This is a genomic window from Rhodopirellula baltica SH 1 (assembly GCF_000196115.1).
Classification (GTDB): domain Bacteria; phylum Planctomycetota; class Planctomycetia; order Pirellulales; family Pirellulaceae; genus Rhodopirellula; species Rhodopirellula baltica.
This window is the reverse complement of record NC_005027.1, coordinates 6,252,359-6,266,546: the sequence shown is the minus strand read 5'-3', so window position 1 is coordinate 6,266,546 and position 14,188 is coordinate 6,252,359. Positions and strand designations below refer to the sequence as shown.

The following is a 14,188-nucleotide window of genomic DNA, read 5'->3' as shown; positions in this document are numbered from 1 at the left end:
CATCATAGTTCCCCTCGAAACGCCCGGTGTTGGAGGGAGGCGAAGAGTTGGTCTAGCTCGCTAAGCGAATTGCGGTGAAGACTTCTCAATTGTTCAATCTCGGATTTGCGGTCTGCGTAGATCGCTTGAGACTCGATGGGAGGAACAGGAATCTCAATCTTTTCAAAAGAAGACTTTTTTAGGATTGGAAGCGTAGTTGATGCACCCCATGTTGCGATCAGTTTCTTGAAGAACCGCAACACACCCAGTCCAAAATCATCATTGACGCTGTTCGACCATTCGATAGCGTTGAGCTGCTGGTTAAAAGCGCTTCGCACAGATGCCTGCCCCATTTTCCCGATGGTCGCGCCAATACAGCACACGAACGTCGCTCCAGCCGGAACAGTCTTGGCCTCGCTTGCGCCGTGGTCACTTAAAGTTCGCTTGGGTAATTCGTCTGATTCCAAGTCGCCCGGAGTCACGAACGGAACTGTTCCTCCAAACATGCCTTCCTTTTTGCTCGATGGAGTTCCACCCGTTGTTATTTTCCCCAGGTCTGAAAGCGACTCCACCGGCCAGCCCTTGGGATTACTCACCGGATCGCCGAACATGTCGAGGAAGATGGATTGGGTGAGTTCGTCGAGGAGGGCGAGGGCGGCGCGACGCTTGGCTCGCAACGCCTCCGCCCGATCCAAGATCTCCGCGATCCGCTTCTGCTCCGAAAGCGGCGGAAGGGGAATCTGCAAATCACGCACATGATGGATGTTTAGTCGGGGGACACCAGTCCCAAGTCGGTGAAAGTCGTACTGCCTTATTGCAATTGGCGAGCGAAGCAACTGTCGAATGTATCGGAGATTTGCTGTTTTTCGGTTTAGTCGGATACGTGCTGACGACTGCGTTATGTTCGCACCATTCAACTCGGGCGGTACAACCGCGATTCGTCCCAACGTGCCGACAATTGTGATGAGCAAGTCCTCGGTTTGAAGAGTCGATCTGCGATAGCGTTCTGCAATTTCCGGTGTCGTTCGTTTTATGTCTTCAAGACGGATGCGGTCAGGATCAATTTCACTAGGGCGAACGTAAGGAACGCCATCCAGGATTACTGGACCTGGCTGAAGGATGCCGTACATGATTGGTGCATTCGGATCGCAAATTTCGGAGAGCTTTGTCAAAGACCAGCCCGCCGGGGTTTCATGAGATTTCACTTCAGCATCCCCCGCAGTTGCTTCATGCCTTGGGTGATCTCTGTCTCGATGCTTTCCAACTCATCCAGAATCGCTTGCGGGGGGCGATGGTCGACTTCTTCGTGGACGACTTCCTTGTAACGGTTGATCGACAAGTCGTAACCTTGCTCGACGATGTCCGACTTCGGCACGCAAAAGCTCTGCGCCGTTCGCTCGTTCTTTCGCTCGGACTTGTCCCGCTTGCTCCATCGTTGCAAAATGTCGGGCAAGTTGTTCTTGGCGTGCTCGTCCCCCGTCAGCTTCGCCGTCGGCGCTGGGCCTTGCTTTTCCGGTGGTAACAACTCGGTTCGCTTGTCGTCCAGCGACTTGCCATCGGCCTGCATGTCGTAGAACCAAACGTGCTTGGTGCCGCCCGAGTTGGTCTTGGTGAACAACACGATCGCCGTCGAGACGCCCGCATACGGCTTGAACACGCCGCCGGGCATCGAGATGATCCCGTCCAGCTTCTGATCCTCGACCAACATCTTCCGCAGCGTCTTGTGGGCCTTCGACGATCCGAACAACACGCCGTCGGGGACGATGATCGCCGCGCGGCCACCGGGCTTGAGCAACCGCAGGAACAGCGTCAGAAACAGCAGCTCGGTCTTCTTCGTCTTGACGATTTGCAACAAGTCCTTGGCACAGCTCTCGTAATCCAGCGAGCCAGCGAACGGAGGATTGGCCAGCACCAGCGAGTAGCGTTCTTCCTCCGCACCGTGTTCCTGAGCCAACGAGTCGCGGTAGACGATGTCGGGATTCTCCACGCCGTGCAGCAGCATGTTCATGCTGCCGATCCGCAGCATCGTGCTGTCGAAGTCGAAGCCGTGGAACATGTCGCCATGAAAGTGCTTTTTCAGCTTGGCATCGCGGAGGACTTCGGGATGTTTTTCACGCAGGTACTCACCCGCCACGACCAAGAACCCAGCCGTTCCGCAAGCCGGATCGCAGATCACGTCGGTCGGCGTCGGTACGGTCAGTTCCACCATCAATTCGATGATGTGACGCGGCGTTCGGAATTGCCCGTTCTGTCCCGCTGAGGCGATCTTGCCCAGCATGTATTCGTACAGATCGCCCTTGGTGTCCCGATCCTCCATCGGCACTTGGTCGATCATGTCCACGACTCGGGCCAGCAGCGCCGGTGTGGGGATCGTGAACCGAGCGTCTTTCATGTGCTTGGTGTACGTCGATCCGTCACCACCGAGCGTTCGCAGAAACGGAAAGACGTGCTCGTTGACCACATCGAACATTTCCTTGGGCTCGAAGTGTTTGAACCGCGACCAGCGGAGGTCTTCGTAGGAGCGTTTCTTTTCGTCCTTGCCCTCGGGGAAGATCCGATTTTCCATCGGCTTCTTGGTGCGGTTGGCTTTGTTTTCTTCGAGCGTATGCAGATCGTCGAGGCGTTTGATGAACAGCAGATACGTGATTTGCTCCATCACCTCCAGCGGATTCGAGATCCCGCCCGTCCAAAACGCGTCCCAGAGCCTGTCGACCTTGCTCTTGATTTCACCCGTGATCAATTCGCTTCTCCATGCGGAACTCGTTGTTGTTGTCTCTTCGACGGTCCCGCACCGTAACGGATCCCCACAGCGTGGACGCAGCCGTTTCCAGATCGAGCCGAAGGGGCGACAGCCTATCAAAATTCGGACCCCCGCAATATGCTGGAGGTCGGCAGCAACCAGAGGGACAGAATGACATCACCGACCGCGAAAACGATTCAGATCTACTTGCCCACCGGTGAACCACGTGGAATCCGGATCGCCGAAATCACCACCCGAATCGTGCAGGCCGTGCTGATTCCTCGTAGCGATCTCGCCCAGGGGAAGTCGCGGCAAGAACTCACTTTACCGAGAGTCTATTTCCTTTTCGGTGAAGACGAGGAGGGCGCAAAACCAATTGTCTACGTTGGGCAGACTGAGGATGCCCGAAAGCGATTTGACAGCCACAACAAGACGAAAACATTCTGGAAGACAGCGGTCTTTTGCGTGTCGAAAACGCAGAACTTCACGCAGGCTCACATACGCTATTTGGAATGGCATTGCATGCAGAAGGCCAAGGAGGTGAATCGTTTCTCACTGGACAATGGGCAGGTACCGGAGACGTCAATCTACGTCCCTGAGCCGATGGAAGCCGAATTGCTCGACGTGTTCGAAACCATCAGCACCCTTGTCTCGACTCTCGGGTACCCGGTGTTCGAACCAGTCTCGAAGACAGCTGGCCCAACGTCTCGATTCTTCATCCGCTCACGAGGATGCGATGCGACCGGCGAATTGGTAGAGGATGGATTCGTTGTCCGTCAGGGAAGCCGATCACGAACCGAGTTCACGGCGTCGGCGCCGGATTCAGTCCATTCACAACGTCAGAAGATGATCGAGTCGGGAATCCTTGAAGAGCGTCACGGAAACTACTTCTACCTTCAGGACTACCTTTTCCCTTCTCCCAGCTCAGTCGTGCTCGGTGCTAGCGCGAACGGGTGGACGGAATGGAAGGACTTATCCGGTGCGACGCTGAGCGAGATCCACCGAGAAACCAACGAGATCGATGACACTTAACTCCCGTCGTGGATCCAACTTAGGTCCTACCTAGCAAGCCCCCACACCAATTCGTCGCTCACACGGTGGAGTGCAGCTAGAACGAGCGTCGGTCACGTAACTCCCGTTTGCGACTGGGACTCTTGTGGTTCAGGTTCCATAGCAATTGCGGTTCGAACTCCGGTGGTTAACAGGTGTTGATCGCTCGGCTGCAAGACTCCGTCGTCCCGACATTTTCATTGCGTCGTTCAGCCGAACATAGCAAAGAGAATGTTCTTGCAATTCAGATTGCCGGACCACTGGAACCGCCAGGGGGACAGGTCACGGTCTCGGGGCAAGAATTTTCTGACAGACAAACTGCTTGATCACTCGCAATAGACTTGTCCGACTCACCCATTCCATCCATCAGTGGTTGAGAGCTACAGGTAGCCCATCCCACGAAGGACTCTGATCAAGAGCCCTTCGTGTTGTCCTCAAGCTGAAACAAGATCAGCCGATCTTTCGGGCAACCTCGAATGCCAAGGCTGCGTCTCGCTCAGCGTACGTCTGGGTGATATCCGCGGACTTGTGCCCTAGAACAACCTGAGCGGCTTCCAGCCCAAACTCTTTGCGAATGACAGTCGCTCGACTGTGGCGAAGTTGATTCGGTGACCAGTGATCGACCTTTGCTTTCTTCGCCGCCCTACCGATTGCTTTTCCATAGGTAGAGGTCGTGTAGGCGACTCCTGGCTTTCGTTTGGGATTCCGTTTGCGATTGGTTCCTTTGCGGTTCCCACACGACTTCGGAGTTGTGCGGGCCCGGCTCGCAGCGGCACGACGGCGTTTGTCCGTATCCACCGGACGAAACAGACACTCGTTGGGACCGCGATCCAGGTAGGGCAGCAAAATCGCTTGTGCCTTGGGGCCAAGCGGGAAGCTTCGTCGGTGTCCGTGGTGAGCCGTCTTGTGATCTTCGATCGAGGCGAGCCAGACTTCACCGCTTCGATCGATCATTGACGGAGTGAGCTTACACACCTCACCTGGACGGCATCCGGCCAGTTCCTGGATCCGAACCATATCAGCGACAACGTCCGGCAAGTGAGGCAGGGTTTTCTGCACCACGATTGGATCGACAGGTTGGACCGGCTCACTCTCCCTGGCCTCTGTCCTTCCTTTCTTGAGACCGGGAATCAATCGAAGCGTTTCAAAAACGCTGGCAGGAAGTTTCCCCTCGGCGGCAGCCCATTTCATCATCCGGACAATCCGCTTCATATTCGCGTTGATGTTGGTCCTTGCCCACCCATCATTGATCATCGACTCTCGGACAACCTTGAAGTGACTGGGGCCAAACTCACAAGCCGGAAGGGATGCGTAATAGCTCTTGATCGGGCGAATGGCATACTTGATTCGATGCCACTCGGAGTTCTTGCCGGTTCCGTAATAGGCTTTCGCGAACCGAGCGTAGTCAACCATCAGCATCGCGAGCGTGATTGAGCTATCCCGGACGCCGAAGGAAGAACTTCGTCCAGACGCGAGATACTCCGCGATGACGCGGTCGTACATCGTGCGGCTGGCTTTCGTACCGTACGGGCCGAGCAAATAGTCGCGTCCATTGATGGTTACACGAGCTTGGCCGCTAGAATGCTTGCGGTATTGAGGCAAGGCTTGAGTGAGTTTGGGCATGACAGCACCTTTCATGGTTGAGCCAAACGGGAAAGTTCCCGCTTGGCCGTTCGTTGAAAGCGTGCTCTGCCGACATTCGGCAGGTCGCGGAAAGTCCGCTAATCACGTCGTTTTAGCCTCAATGCCCCCGCTAGGGCTCGAACCTAGGACCCACGGATTAAGAGTCCGTTGCTCTACCAACTGAGCTACAAGGGCGATGGTGAGACGGCGTGTCGCCTGATCTCACTCATTTGGTTGATGATGGTAGCTCTGTTTCGGCCCATTGAAAATGGGTCGCGATCCAAAAGCATCCGGCAATCATCAGAGGCGACGGTGGGATTCGAACCCACGAATAAAGGATTTGCAATCCTTCGCCTTAGCCACTTGGCCACGTCGCCTTCACGTGCGTCGAGCCGGTCAAAGACTGACTGTTGCACAAGCTGAGCAAGTTAGGAAACCCGTGCTTTTTCGTCAAGCCCGACCATCCTCGAAGACTCTTCGTTGCTCAAAGCGAATTCAATCGCTGATACCGTTCTATTCGGCTGAGTCGGGCCCAAGCTTGAGTGCCAAAACAAAAAACGCCCGACAGCTTGCGGGCTGCCAGGCGTTTCATGTTTTCAGGCGAGATTTTTCTTGCTCGAGCACGCTCGAACAAGAAGGTTTTCAACTCAGTCGGCCGAGGCCATTGCGAACAAGAACTCGCTGACCTGAGCACGAATCGAATCGACGTACGCTCGGTCCGCGTCGCTCAATCGTTCCATCGGAACGGTGCAGGTGCGGCCATTCGTTTTCAGAATCTGAATTTCGTTCTCACGGACTTCGACCAAACGGCCGTCGGTGCCCCAATTGCCGGTGTTGTCAATCCAAGTACGAGTCTTGGTGCTGTCCAGGACATCGACAGACTTGGCAACTTTCTTTTCTGTCACAACTTGGGTGACTTCCGAATCAGCCAGTTTTTGTTTGCCTTGGCTAAACAAATCGTCGATGGCCGATTCCGAAGTGTCTTCGGCTGGTGGGTCGCCGAACAAGTCGTCCAGTCCACCACCATCGGCAGGAGCATCTTCGGCAGGTGCAGCGTCATCGAACAGTCCGTCCAGGCCTCCTTTTTGGGGCATGGCTTCTTCGGCGGGAGCTTCCGCTTCACCACCAAACAAGTCACCAAAGCCATCGTCAGCAGGCTGTTCGGCGGGCATGTCAGCAGGTGCTTCGGCTTCGCCACCAAACAGGTCGCCAAAACCATCGTCAGCAGGCGTTTCCGCTGGTGTTTCTGGCATCACGGGGTCGGCCGGTGCAGCGTCGCCACCAAACAAATCGTCAACGGATTGAGTATCAGGTGTCTGCACATCTGGTGTGGCAGGCTCAGCTGGCATTTCAGCCTCACCACCGAACAGATCGCCAAAAGCGTCGTCCGCGGGAGCTTCCTCAACGGGTGCATCTTCGGCTGGCATGTCGAACGCCGGAGCTTCTTCGGCAGGTGCATCTTGTGGGAACGGGTTGTCCTCAGCGGGGAACAAGTCGGCGGCTGGTTCTTCCACCGCAGGCTCTTCTGCGACAGGTTCTTCAACAGCGGGCTCTTCCATCACGGGCTCTTCAGCCGGTGGCTCGACGACCGGTGCTTCTTCAGCAGGTTCTTCGATCGGCATGGGGTCTTCAACTTCCGCATTGGCAGCTGGATCCGCTTGAGGCTCGATGGCAGGCTGCTCGACTTCAGATTCAGCGGGAACGGGCGGAGCAACCTGAGTGGAATCTTCCGCTGGCATCGCGGGAGCTTCCATGATTTCGCCTTCGATCACGTGACCTTCGGCCATGGGAACGATGGTCGATTCACCGTAGATCGGTTGTTCGATGATGATGCCTTCGCTCATTGGCGAGACCACTGAACCGCAACATGCATCCGAAGCGACTGGAGCTGGGACGATCTCGACGCTGTCGCAGCAGGTCGGGGCTGGTTCGCAGCTGATTGGTGCTGGTTCGCAGCAAACGGGTTCCGGAGCGGGAACGCAACAGACGGGCTCTGGAGCGGTGCAGCAGGTGTCCGTTGCGATTTCACAGCAGTCAGCATTTTTGCTGTGAATTCGCTTCAAGAGCCATCCGGCCGAAGCGGGACTGACGCTCAAAATGGCGATCATGCAGACCACCAACGTCCACTGCAGTGCAAGGCGAAGGGAACGATTCATCGTATTCTCAGAGTCAGAAGGCGGGAAAACAAGAGGCGAAGTGTGATCGGATGGGATCGTGAATTAGTCTCGCATCCTAGTTGTGCCGGGAGGGGCAAACAAGCATTTCTGCTGCGATTTACGGACCAATCTCTGTGCCCTCCGAGTCAAGGAATGACAAAAAAAACGGTTGAAACGACTGGCTTCGAGCACGAAACGCACAATTCGTCTCGTCGCGGCCTTCCGTTTTAGGCAAAATGGGGCTTTCCCATCCGACTCTTCTCCGTCTGGCGGAACCGGTTTTGACCGTTCTGACCGAATCGGAGTCCTGCCCTGGAAACTCATGCTGAGGTTCATCCAAAGCCTGTTCTCATCGATGAGCCTGGAACGCAAATGCTTGCTGTTCTTTGGCTCGGCGTTGGTCGTGCTGATGTGCGGAGCGTTTTGCATGGTGTTCTTGCTCGCCGATCGCTGGGTCAGCAGCACGACTCAGCAGCAAGCCCGAGACGCCGCCGCGACGGAGATGATGCTCATCCACGCCGCAGCGACTTACACGGAACACTTGCCCGAGAACAAGCTCGAGATGACGCGGCAGAAGATCGCCGATCTTCGTTCGCAGTTGCTCAGCCAGGACATCGAGTTCGACATCTTGGGACTCGACGATCCGCAACCGTTTGAAAACCTACCCGCACCGACCGCGCCGACGGAACCGAGCGAACTGAAACTGCTTCAAGACCTCGAACCTCAATTCCGAGCTCGGCTGGAACGATTGCTGTCCGGTGATCCGATCGACCTGAGCAAAGCCGTCGACTTGGCCGACGATGCGGCGATGAGCCGGATCGGTCCGGCCAACCGGCCCGTCTTCAAAGAGCTCGGTCCCACGAACGGTCGCTACGTCTACTACGAACCTGTCTTCATGACGTACGACTGCGTTCCGTGCCATGTTCCAAGTGGCGAAATTATCTCGCTGTCCAAGGACGAAGATCCCGCCAAGCTCGCCGCTCAACTGCCGTACCGAGTCAAGCGGGTCAGTATGCCCGACGACAAGATCGTCAAAGACATGACGGGCATTCGAGCCATCGTGGTTTCGATCGCGATGTTCATCGTGGCCGTGACGCTGTTCGTGCTGCACGCGATTGTTCGTTACCTGGTGCTGCAACCGCTGCTGCACCTGCGTGACGTCAGCGACGCGATCACGCATGGCGACACCAACCAACGTGCGAACATCTCAACCGATGACGAGTTCCGCGAATTGGCCGATGCTTTCAACCGAATGCTTCGCCACTTGACCGAAACACAGACTCAATTGCAAAGCGTCAACCGAGAGCTCGACGCGCGGGTCGACCAATTCGCTCAGTTGAACCTGCAGCTCTACGAAGCGAACCGTTTGAAGACGGACTTCCTTGCCAACATGAGCCATGAACTTCGCACGCCGCTGAACAGCATCATCGGATTTTCAGAGGTTCTGCAAGGCATCGATTCACTGTCGGAAAAGCAACGTCGATATGCATCCAACATTCAAAAGAGTGGTCGACTTCTTTTGGAGATGATCAACGACATTCTCGATCTTGCGAAAGTGGAAGCCGGCAAGATGGAAGTTCGCCGGAGCGAGTTTCAATTGTCGCGATTGGTCGGCGCTCAGTGCGACATGATCCAGTCATTGTCCGAAGACAAAAACATTTCACTGTCCGTGGAAGTGCCTGAAGATCTGCCGGTCGCTTATCAAGACCCAAACAAACTCGGCCAAATCCTCAACAACTTGCTCAGCAACGCGATCAAGTTCACTCCCGAAGGCGGAATGATCACCGTTCGCGTGGTCGATCTTCATGACGATCGCTTCCGATTGTCGGTGACGGACACTGGGGTAGGTGTGGCCGACGAAGATCAGCCGATCATCTTTCAAAAATTCCGGCAGAGCAAAAAGGTGCTCGATGGCGACGGCCTGACTCGCGAATTCGCTGGCACGGGCTTGGGCCTATCGATCGTCAAAGAGCTCGCTGTTCTCTTGGGCGGAGAAATCGACTTCCAGAGCGAACTGGGGCGAGGAAGTACCTTTTGGGTGATCCTGCCGTACCGCCTCAGCGACCACGAGATGGAAGAAAACGAAGTTCCCATTAGCAACTTGGCCGCCGTTCCGCATTCGGCGTGAACTACAAAACGCGAACTCCCAATCATCCCTTTGCGTCATTGAGATTCGCGTTTCGCCAGGCATGAACTCGTCGCATTCGCGCAAAGCACGCAGCGAGACGCCTCCTCACCGACTCCGCGGTGATAAACTAAGGAAGGCGTGAATAACAAATGACGATGTTAGCGGTGCGGCGCAAGCCGCCCGGCGAGGAACCGGAGGGCTCGCGTCCTTCCGCTACGTCGCCTGTTGTTCACCCGTTCCCAACCAGTGACGAAAACGAGAGTGATCCACCGATCGTCAACGAAGAAACGTTGTGACTGGCCGAGGTCATCGGCAACGGCTACAACGGAACGATCTTCTCCCTGGCGTTCATCCGTCAACCATCTTTTCATTGAGTGAAAACGACATGAGTGATTACGGCACATTCGGCGACGAATATTACGTGAACATGAATCTGTCCACCGAAATGGAGTTGCCGCAAGGTCGCGAATCAGTCCTGCACTACTTTGAACAGGTCCAGCGTCGTTATCCTAAGATGGCGAATTTCTATGCGCGTGAAAAAGACGAATACGTGCTGGAAGAAGAAAAGGAGAAAGACAGCGGATCGTATCGCTGGGTGTCGGTTGAACCCAAGCGAGTCAACAGCGGCATGGTCAGCCCATCAACTTACGAAGATGCGTGCGAGCAACACCGAGCTGTGTTGGAATTGGTGCCGTACGAATTGTCCGTCAGCCCGCTGGACTGCGAAGCATTGACCGTGATGCTCGGTTTCGACTTTGTCTGCAAAGGCAACCACAACGAGATCGTGACCGAAGCGATCGGCATCGCCCCCGGCTTAGAAAAGTTCACGCAGCTGCCCTATGGCAAGTTGCTTTCCAATGAACCGGTCGTTCAGTTCGCGCTGGACGAAGACTGCAAGACTCAGTGCCGGATCAGTTTTGAATCTCGAACGGGTGCGTTCCAAATTCGAACCGGTGAATTCACCGAGGAACAGCTCAGCGTTTACATGATGGTCCGACGCTATGATTCCTTGGGCGCCAAGGAAAACTATGCGGATGAGTTCACGCGATTGTCGCAGTTGTGCCGCGACTTGGTCGACGAGTACTTGATTGACAGCGTCTTGCGACCTTTGCAGACCGCGATTTCAATTCGCTGATCACTTGCCATGGGTGGGGCAGACGACCTCCCCATTGTCTAGACCGTAGGCGTTTCCGGACGTTGGGCAGGTCGGCAGGCTCACGCCGGTGTAATCTTCATCGGCCAGTTCACGAAGCGTTCGCCCAGGCGAACGCCCGTTTTCGTGCTCGTACAACTCGACATCACGCTGCAGCATCGACCGAGTACCTTCGCATGCTCGTGACTTCGCGGTCTCGCCATGTGTTTGCACGAACGCCAATCCCGTCATCGCAAACATCGTTGCGATTGTGAGCGCCACGATGATCTCGAGAATGCTGAACGCCCCGCGTCGCGAGAGACGACGAAGCGATGCTTGGATTGCAATTGAGTCACGCATCATTCGAGAACTTCAAACATGTGGAACATCGGCGTGTAAATCGACAGCACCATGCCGCCGATCATGATTGCCAACGAAATCGTAAGGATGGGCTCGAGCATTCCCACGGAAGCTTCAATTCGAGATTCCAATCGTTCGCGCAAGTGATCGCAGGTGCCCGAAAGCGAACGAGCGAACTCGCCCGATTGCTCACCTACACCGATCAACTGGCACAACGTTGGTGGAAAAAAACGTTCGTACCTGCCAAGCTCGACGCTCAGCTTTTCGCCACGGCGCACGCCATGGTTAATGTCTTCGATCGCGCTTCGCACGCAGCGATTTTTCACGCAGGTCGAGGCGACTTCGATGGCCTCAATGGGTTTGTATCCGCACTGAACCATTGCCGAGGTAGCTTCAATGAACTGCAACACGGCAGCATCGCGTAGCCATGGTCCCACGACGGGAATTCGCAAGAAGACAGCGTCCATCTTTGAGGCGATACGTGGATTGCGACGGCCACAGATCCACAGAATGATTGCGACAAATCCCAAAGGAAATGCGAGCAACCCTTTGGTCAACATGAACCGGCTCATTCCCGTGACAAACTGAGTCACCGGCGGCAAATCCACACCGCTGGCGGTGTAGACGGTTTCAAACTCGGGCACGACGACCACGCACATGAAAATCATCAATCCCAAACCCGCCACACTGATCAGGACGGGGTAGCTGATCTTTTTGAAAATTCGTTTTCGCAGTGCAACCTTGCGTTCGACTTGCTCACAGACTCGCAAGAGAGCCATCTCCAGCGAACCGCTGCGCTCGCCCAATCGGACTTGCTGGACCTGCATCTTGTTGAACGTTCTTGGATAGCGTGCCATTGCGTCGCTGATGGATCCACCCGCCATGATGGTGCTTCGCATCCGCATCAGAACGCTGCTGTACTTGCGATTGGAATTGTCCATCGCGAGTGAGCCGAGCGCCTTCGGCAACGTCAGGCCATTCTGAAGCAACATCAGCAACAACCGCATCAGCTGCGCAAGTGGCACCGGCGGAATGCGAGTCGACTCGCATCCTTTGGGAACACCTCGCTTGGGACCTCCCACCTCGATCGAGTTGAGCTTTCGCAAAAAGCCCATCACACCGCCGGAGGAGGTTGCATTGGTTGTGCTAGCAGGGAATGACATTGGATTGCACCAAGGCAGAGAACAAAAGCAAAATTCGAATGGGTCGCCGCGATTCGGTTAGCGACTGAGGACTTGGCATCCTTAGGCGATAGCGCTCGGAACGGGTTGATCGACGGATCGTCGCCCACCAACCATCGACGTTGAATTGGTGCTGCGACGGTCGCCACTGGTCTTGAAATACACTTCTTCGAGTGATGTCTTGCCTGCGATGGCGGCTTCCAAACCGGCTCGTCGAAGTGGCACCATGCCGGCAGCGTGAGCCATCTCTTCGAGTTGCGAATTCGGCACGCCGGCTTCGATTGCGGCGGTGATGTCTGAATTGAGCGGCATAATCTCAAAGATCGGCACCCGACCGGCGAATCCAGTCCCGAGACATCGTTTGCAACCTGCACCACGAACGAACGTGGTGTCTCGAGGCACGAATTGTTCAGGATCGAGTGCATCCAACAGGTTCAAGTTGGCGGGCGCGTCGACTTTGCAGTTTTCACAAACACATCGAAGCAGTCGCTGAGCGACGCTTCCCAACAATGAACCAGCAATTTTGAAATTGTCGACGCCAAGGTCGGCCAACCGCTGCACCGCGCCAACAGCATCGTTGGTGTGCAACGTGCTGATGACCAAGTGTCCCGTCAGAGCCGCTTGGACCGCGGTGGTCGCCGTTTCACAATCGCGAATTTCACCCAACATGATCACGTCAGGGTCCTGTCGCATGATGTACTTCAGTGCGTTGGCGAACCCCATTCCGAATTCGTTGTCGCTTTGGACTTGGTTGATTCCCGGCAAACGATATTCCACCGGGTCTTCGACCGTCACGATGTTGCGATCGTCGTCGTTGAGGTGCTGCAGGGCGGCGTACAACGTCGTGCTCTTCCCGCTACCCGTTGGTCCCGTGACCACAAACATTCCGTGCGGTTTATCGATCACACGACGAATCGTTTCATAATCGCGTTGTGGCATTCCGATGCCGGCCAAGTCAAATGTTTGCCCGCCTTCGTCAAGCAGACGAAGCACCAACTTTTGACCGTCGACGGTTGGGATGCCGCTGATACGGAAACCCACTCGTTTGCCGTTTTCATACACCGTCAGGTGGCCATCTTGTGGACGACGATTTTCGGTCGTGTCCATGTCACCCATGACCTTGATACGGCTGATGACGGAATCCTCAATATGGTTGGGGATCGTCATCACGACCTGCAATTCGCCATCGACTCGGTAACGAACCCGCATCTCGGGCTTGTGTGGTTCGAGGTGAATGTCGCTGGCACCGGCCGAGACCGCACCCGAAAGAATTGCTTGGACCAACTTGACCACCGGCGCGTCCTCTTGGCTGACCGCCGACATTGCTAGTTCGTCTTCTTCGGTGACTTCACCGGACTCAGCCATCTCGGCGAACTTCATGTCAACGATGGTCTGACGGGCAAAAGCACGATCATCGTAGATGCGGTTGAGCAGATCGCGAACGTCGTCTTCCAATGCCACAACGGGACGAATTTTGTAGCCGGTCATCAATTCGGCTTCGGCAATGGTTTCGATATCGTCAGGAGCGACCATCGCGAGCGTCAGCATTCGGTCACTGACATCGATCGCGACGGAAGCTTGTGAACGAGCGAAGTCTTCGGGCAACAGACGTGCGACTTGTGGATTGACGCTGGAGAAATCAATGTCGACGAAGGGCACCGAAAACTGTTCGGACAACGCGGCACCCAACTGCGCATTGCTGATCAGAGATTGCCGCACCAACCAATCGCCAATCATCACTCCGCGTGGTTTCCCCGCGAAGGCAGCGTCCATTTGTTCGTTGGTCAGAATATTCAATTCGACCAAAATGTCGCCAATGCGTTTCATCGTGCGAGTCCG

At 55.5% G+C, this 14,188-nt stretch carries 10 protein-coding genes and 2 tRNA genes; 3 read left to right on the top strand and 9 right to left on the bottom strand.

Going from position 1 to position 14,188, the window contains the following annotated elements; genetic code table 11:
* Positions 1–2: 2 nt before the first annotated feature.
* Entirely contained in the window at positions 3–1,184 is a 1,182-nt protein-coding gene (locus tag RB_RS24220) for a restriction endonuclease subunit S (RefSeq protein WP_011123347.1), read from the bottom strand.
* Positions 1,181–2,719, bottom strand: coding sequence for a type I restriction-modification system subunit M (locus tag RB_RS24215; protein WP_164922447.1), 1,539 nt, complete (start codon positions 2,717–2,719; stop codon positions 1,181–1,183). The genes RB_RS24220 and RB_RS24215 overlap by 4 nt, the downstream gene beginning before the upstream one ends.
* 171 nt (positions 2,720–2,890) lie before the next feature.
* Here RB_RS24215 and RB_RS24210 point away from each other — a divergent pair, with 171 nt between their 5' ends.
* Positions 2,891–3,751: a GIY-YIG nuclease family protein gene (locus tag RB_RS24210; protein ID WP_164922446.1), complete on the top strand. Its 861-nt coding sequence runs from the start codon at positions 2,891–2,893 to the stop codon at positions 3,749–3,751.
* A gap of 468 nt (positions 3,752–4,219) precedes the next feature.
* On the opposite strand, the gene RB_RS24205 is transcribed toward RB_RS24210, so the two are convergent.
* The 4 genes from RB_RS24205 to RB_RS24190 all read right to left on the bottom strand — a co-directional run bounded on the left by RB_RS24205 (position 4,220) and on the right by RB_RS24190 (position 7,548).
* Positions 4,220–5,392: a tyrosine-type recombinase/integrase gene (locus RB_RS24205; protein WP_164922445.1), complete on the bottom strand. Its 1,173-nt coding sequence runs from the start codon at positions 5,390–5,392 to the stop codon at positions 4,220–4,222.
* A gap of 122 nt (positions 5,393–5,514) precedes the next feature.
* Positions 5,515–5,587, bottom strand: a tRNA-Lys gene (locus RB_RS24200).
* 109 nt (positions 5,588–5,696) lie between these two features.
* Positions 5,697–5,769, bottom strand: a tRNA-Cys gene (locus RB_RS24195).
* A 270-nt stretch (positions 5,770–6,039) separates the two neighbouring features.
* Entirely contained in the window at positions 6,040–7,548 is a 1,509-nt protein-coding gene (locus tag RB_RS24190; protein WP_011123341.1) for an SHD1 domain-containing protein, read from the bottom strand.
* 322 nt (positions 7,549–7,870) lie between these two features.
* Here RB_RS24190 and RB_RS24185 point away from each other — a divergent pair, with 322 nt between their 5' ends.
* Together RB_RS24185 and RB_RS24175 are read left to right on the top strand one after the other, a co-directional pair.
* Positions 7,871–9,676, top strand: coding sequence for a sensor histidine kinase (locus tag RB_RS24185; RefSeq protein ID WP_164922444.1), 1,806 nt, complete (start codon positions 7,871–7,873; stop codon positions 9,674–9,676).
* A 385-nt stretch (positions 9,677–10,061) separates the two neighbouring features.
* Positions 10,062–10,811 (top strand): hypothetical protein, encoded by a 750-nt coding sequence (locus RB_RS24175; protein WP_011123337.1) that lies wholly within the window; start codon positions 10,062–10,064, stop codon positions 10,809–10,811.
* On the opposite strand, the gene RB_RS24170 is transcribed toward RB_RS24175, so the two are convergent.
* The 3 genes from RB_RS24170 to RB_RS24160 all read right to left on the bottom strand — a co-directional run bounded on the left by RB_RS24170 (position 10,812) and on the right by RB_RS24160 (position 14,176).
* Positions 10,812–11,171 (bottom strand): competence type IV pilus major pilin ComGC, encoded by a 360-nt coding sequence (locus RB_RS24170; protein ID WP_007325580.1) that lies wholly within the window; start codon positions 11,169–11,171, stop codon positions 10,812–10,814.
* Positions 11,168–12,331, bottom strand: coding sequence for a type II secretion system F family protein (locus RB_RS24165; RefSeq protein WP_011123336.1), 1,164 nt, complete (start codon positions 12,329–12,331; stop codon positions 11,168–11,170). The genes RB_RS24170 and RB_RS24165 overlap by 4 nt, the downstream gene beginning before the upstream one ends.
* A gap of 81 nt (positions 12,332–12,412) precedes the next feature.
* Complete coding sequence (locus RB_RS24160; RefSeq protein ID WP_007325582.1) at positions 12,413–14,176, bottom strand: GspE/PulE family protein; 1,764 nt, start codon at positions 14,174–14,176, stop codon at positions 12,413–12,415.
* Positions 14,177–14,188 lie beyond the last annotated feature (12 nt).

What these genes read in the sequence shown, in the direction of transcription:
- RB_RS24205 (WP_164922445.1), bottom strand. Translation starts at nt 5,392, where the DNA reads ATGCCCAAACTCACTCAAGCCTTGCCTCAATACCGCAAGCATTCTAGC.
- RB_RS24160 (WP_007325582.1), bottom strand. Translation starts at nt 14,176, where the DNA reads ATGAAACGCATTGGCGACATTTTGGTCGAATTGAATATTCTGACCAAC.
- RB_RS24175 (WP_011123337.1), top strand. Translation starts at nt 10,062, where the DNA reads ATGAGTGATTACGGCACATTCGGCGACGAATATTACGTGAACATGAAT.
- RB_RS24185 (WP_164922444.1), top strand. Translation starts at nt 7,871, where the DNA reads ATGCTGAGGTTCATCCAAAGCCTGTTCTCATCGATGAGCCTGGAACGC.
- RB_RS24190 (WP_011123341.1), bottom strand. Translation starts at nt 7,548, where the DNA reads ATGAATCGTTCCCTTCGCCTTGCACTGCAGTGGACGTTGGTGGTCTGC.
- RB_RS24170 (WP_007325580.1), bottom strand. Translation starts at nt 11,171, where the DNA reads ATGATGCGTGACTCAATTGCAATCCAAGCATCGCTTCGTCGTCTCTCG.
- RB_RS24165 (WP_011123336.1), bottom strand. Translation starts at nt 12,331, where the DNA reads ATGTCATTCCCTGCTAGCACAACCAATGCAACCTCCTCCGGCGGTGTG.
- RB_RS24210 (WP_164922446.1), top strand. Translation starts at nt 2,891, where the DNA reads ATGACATCACCGACCGCGAAAACGATTCAGATCTACTTGCCCACCGGT.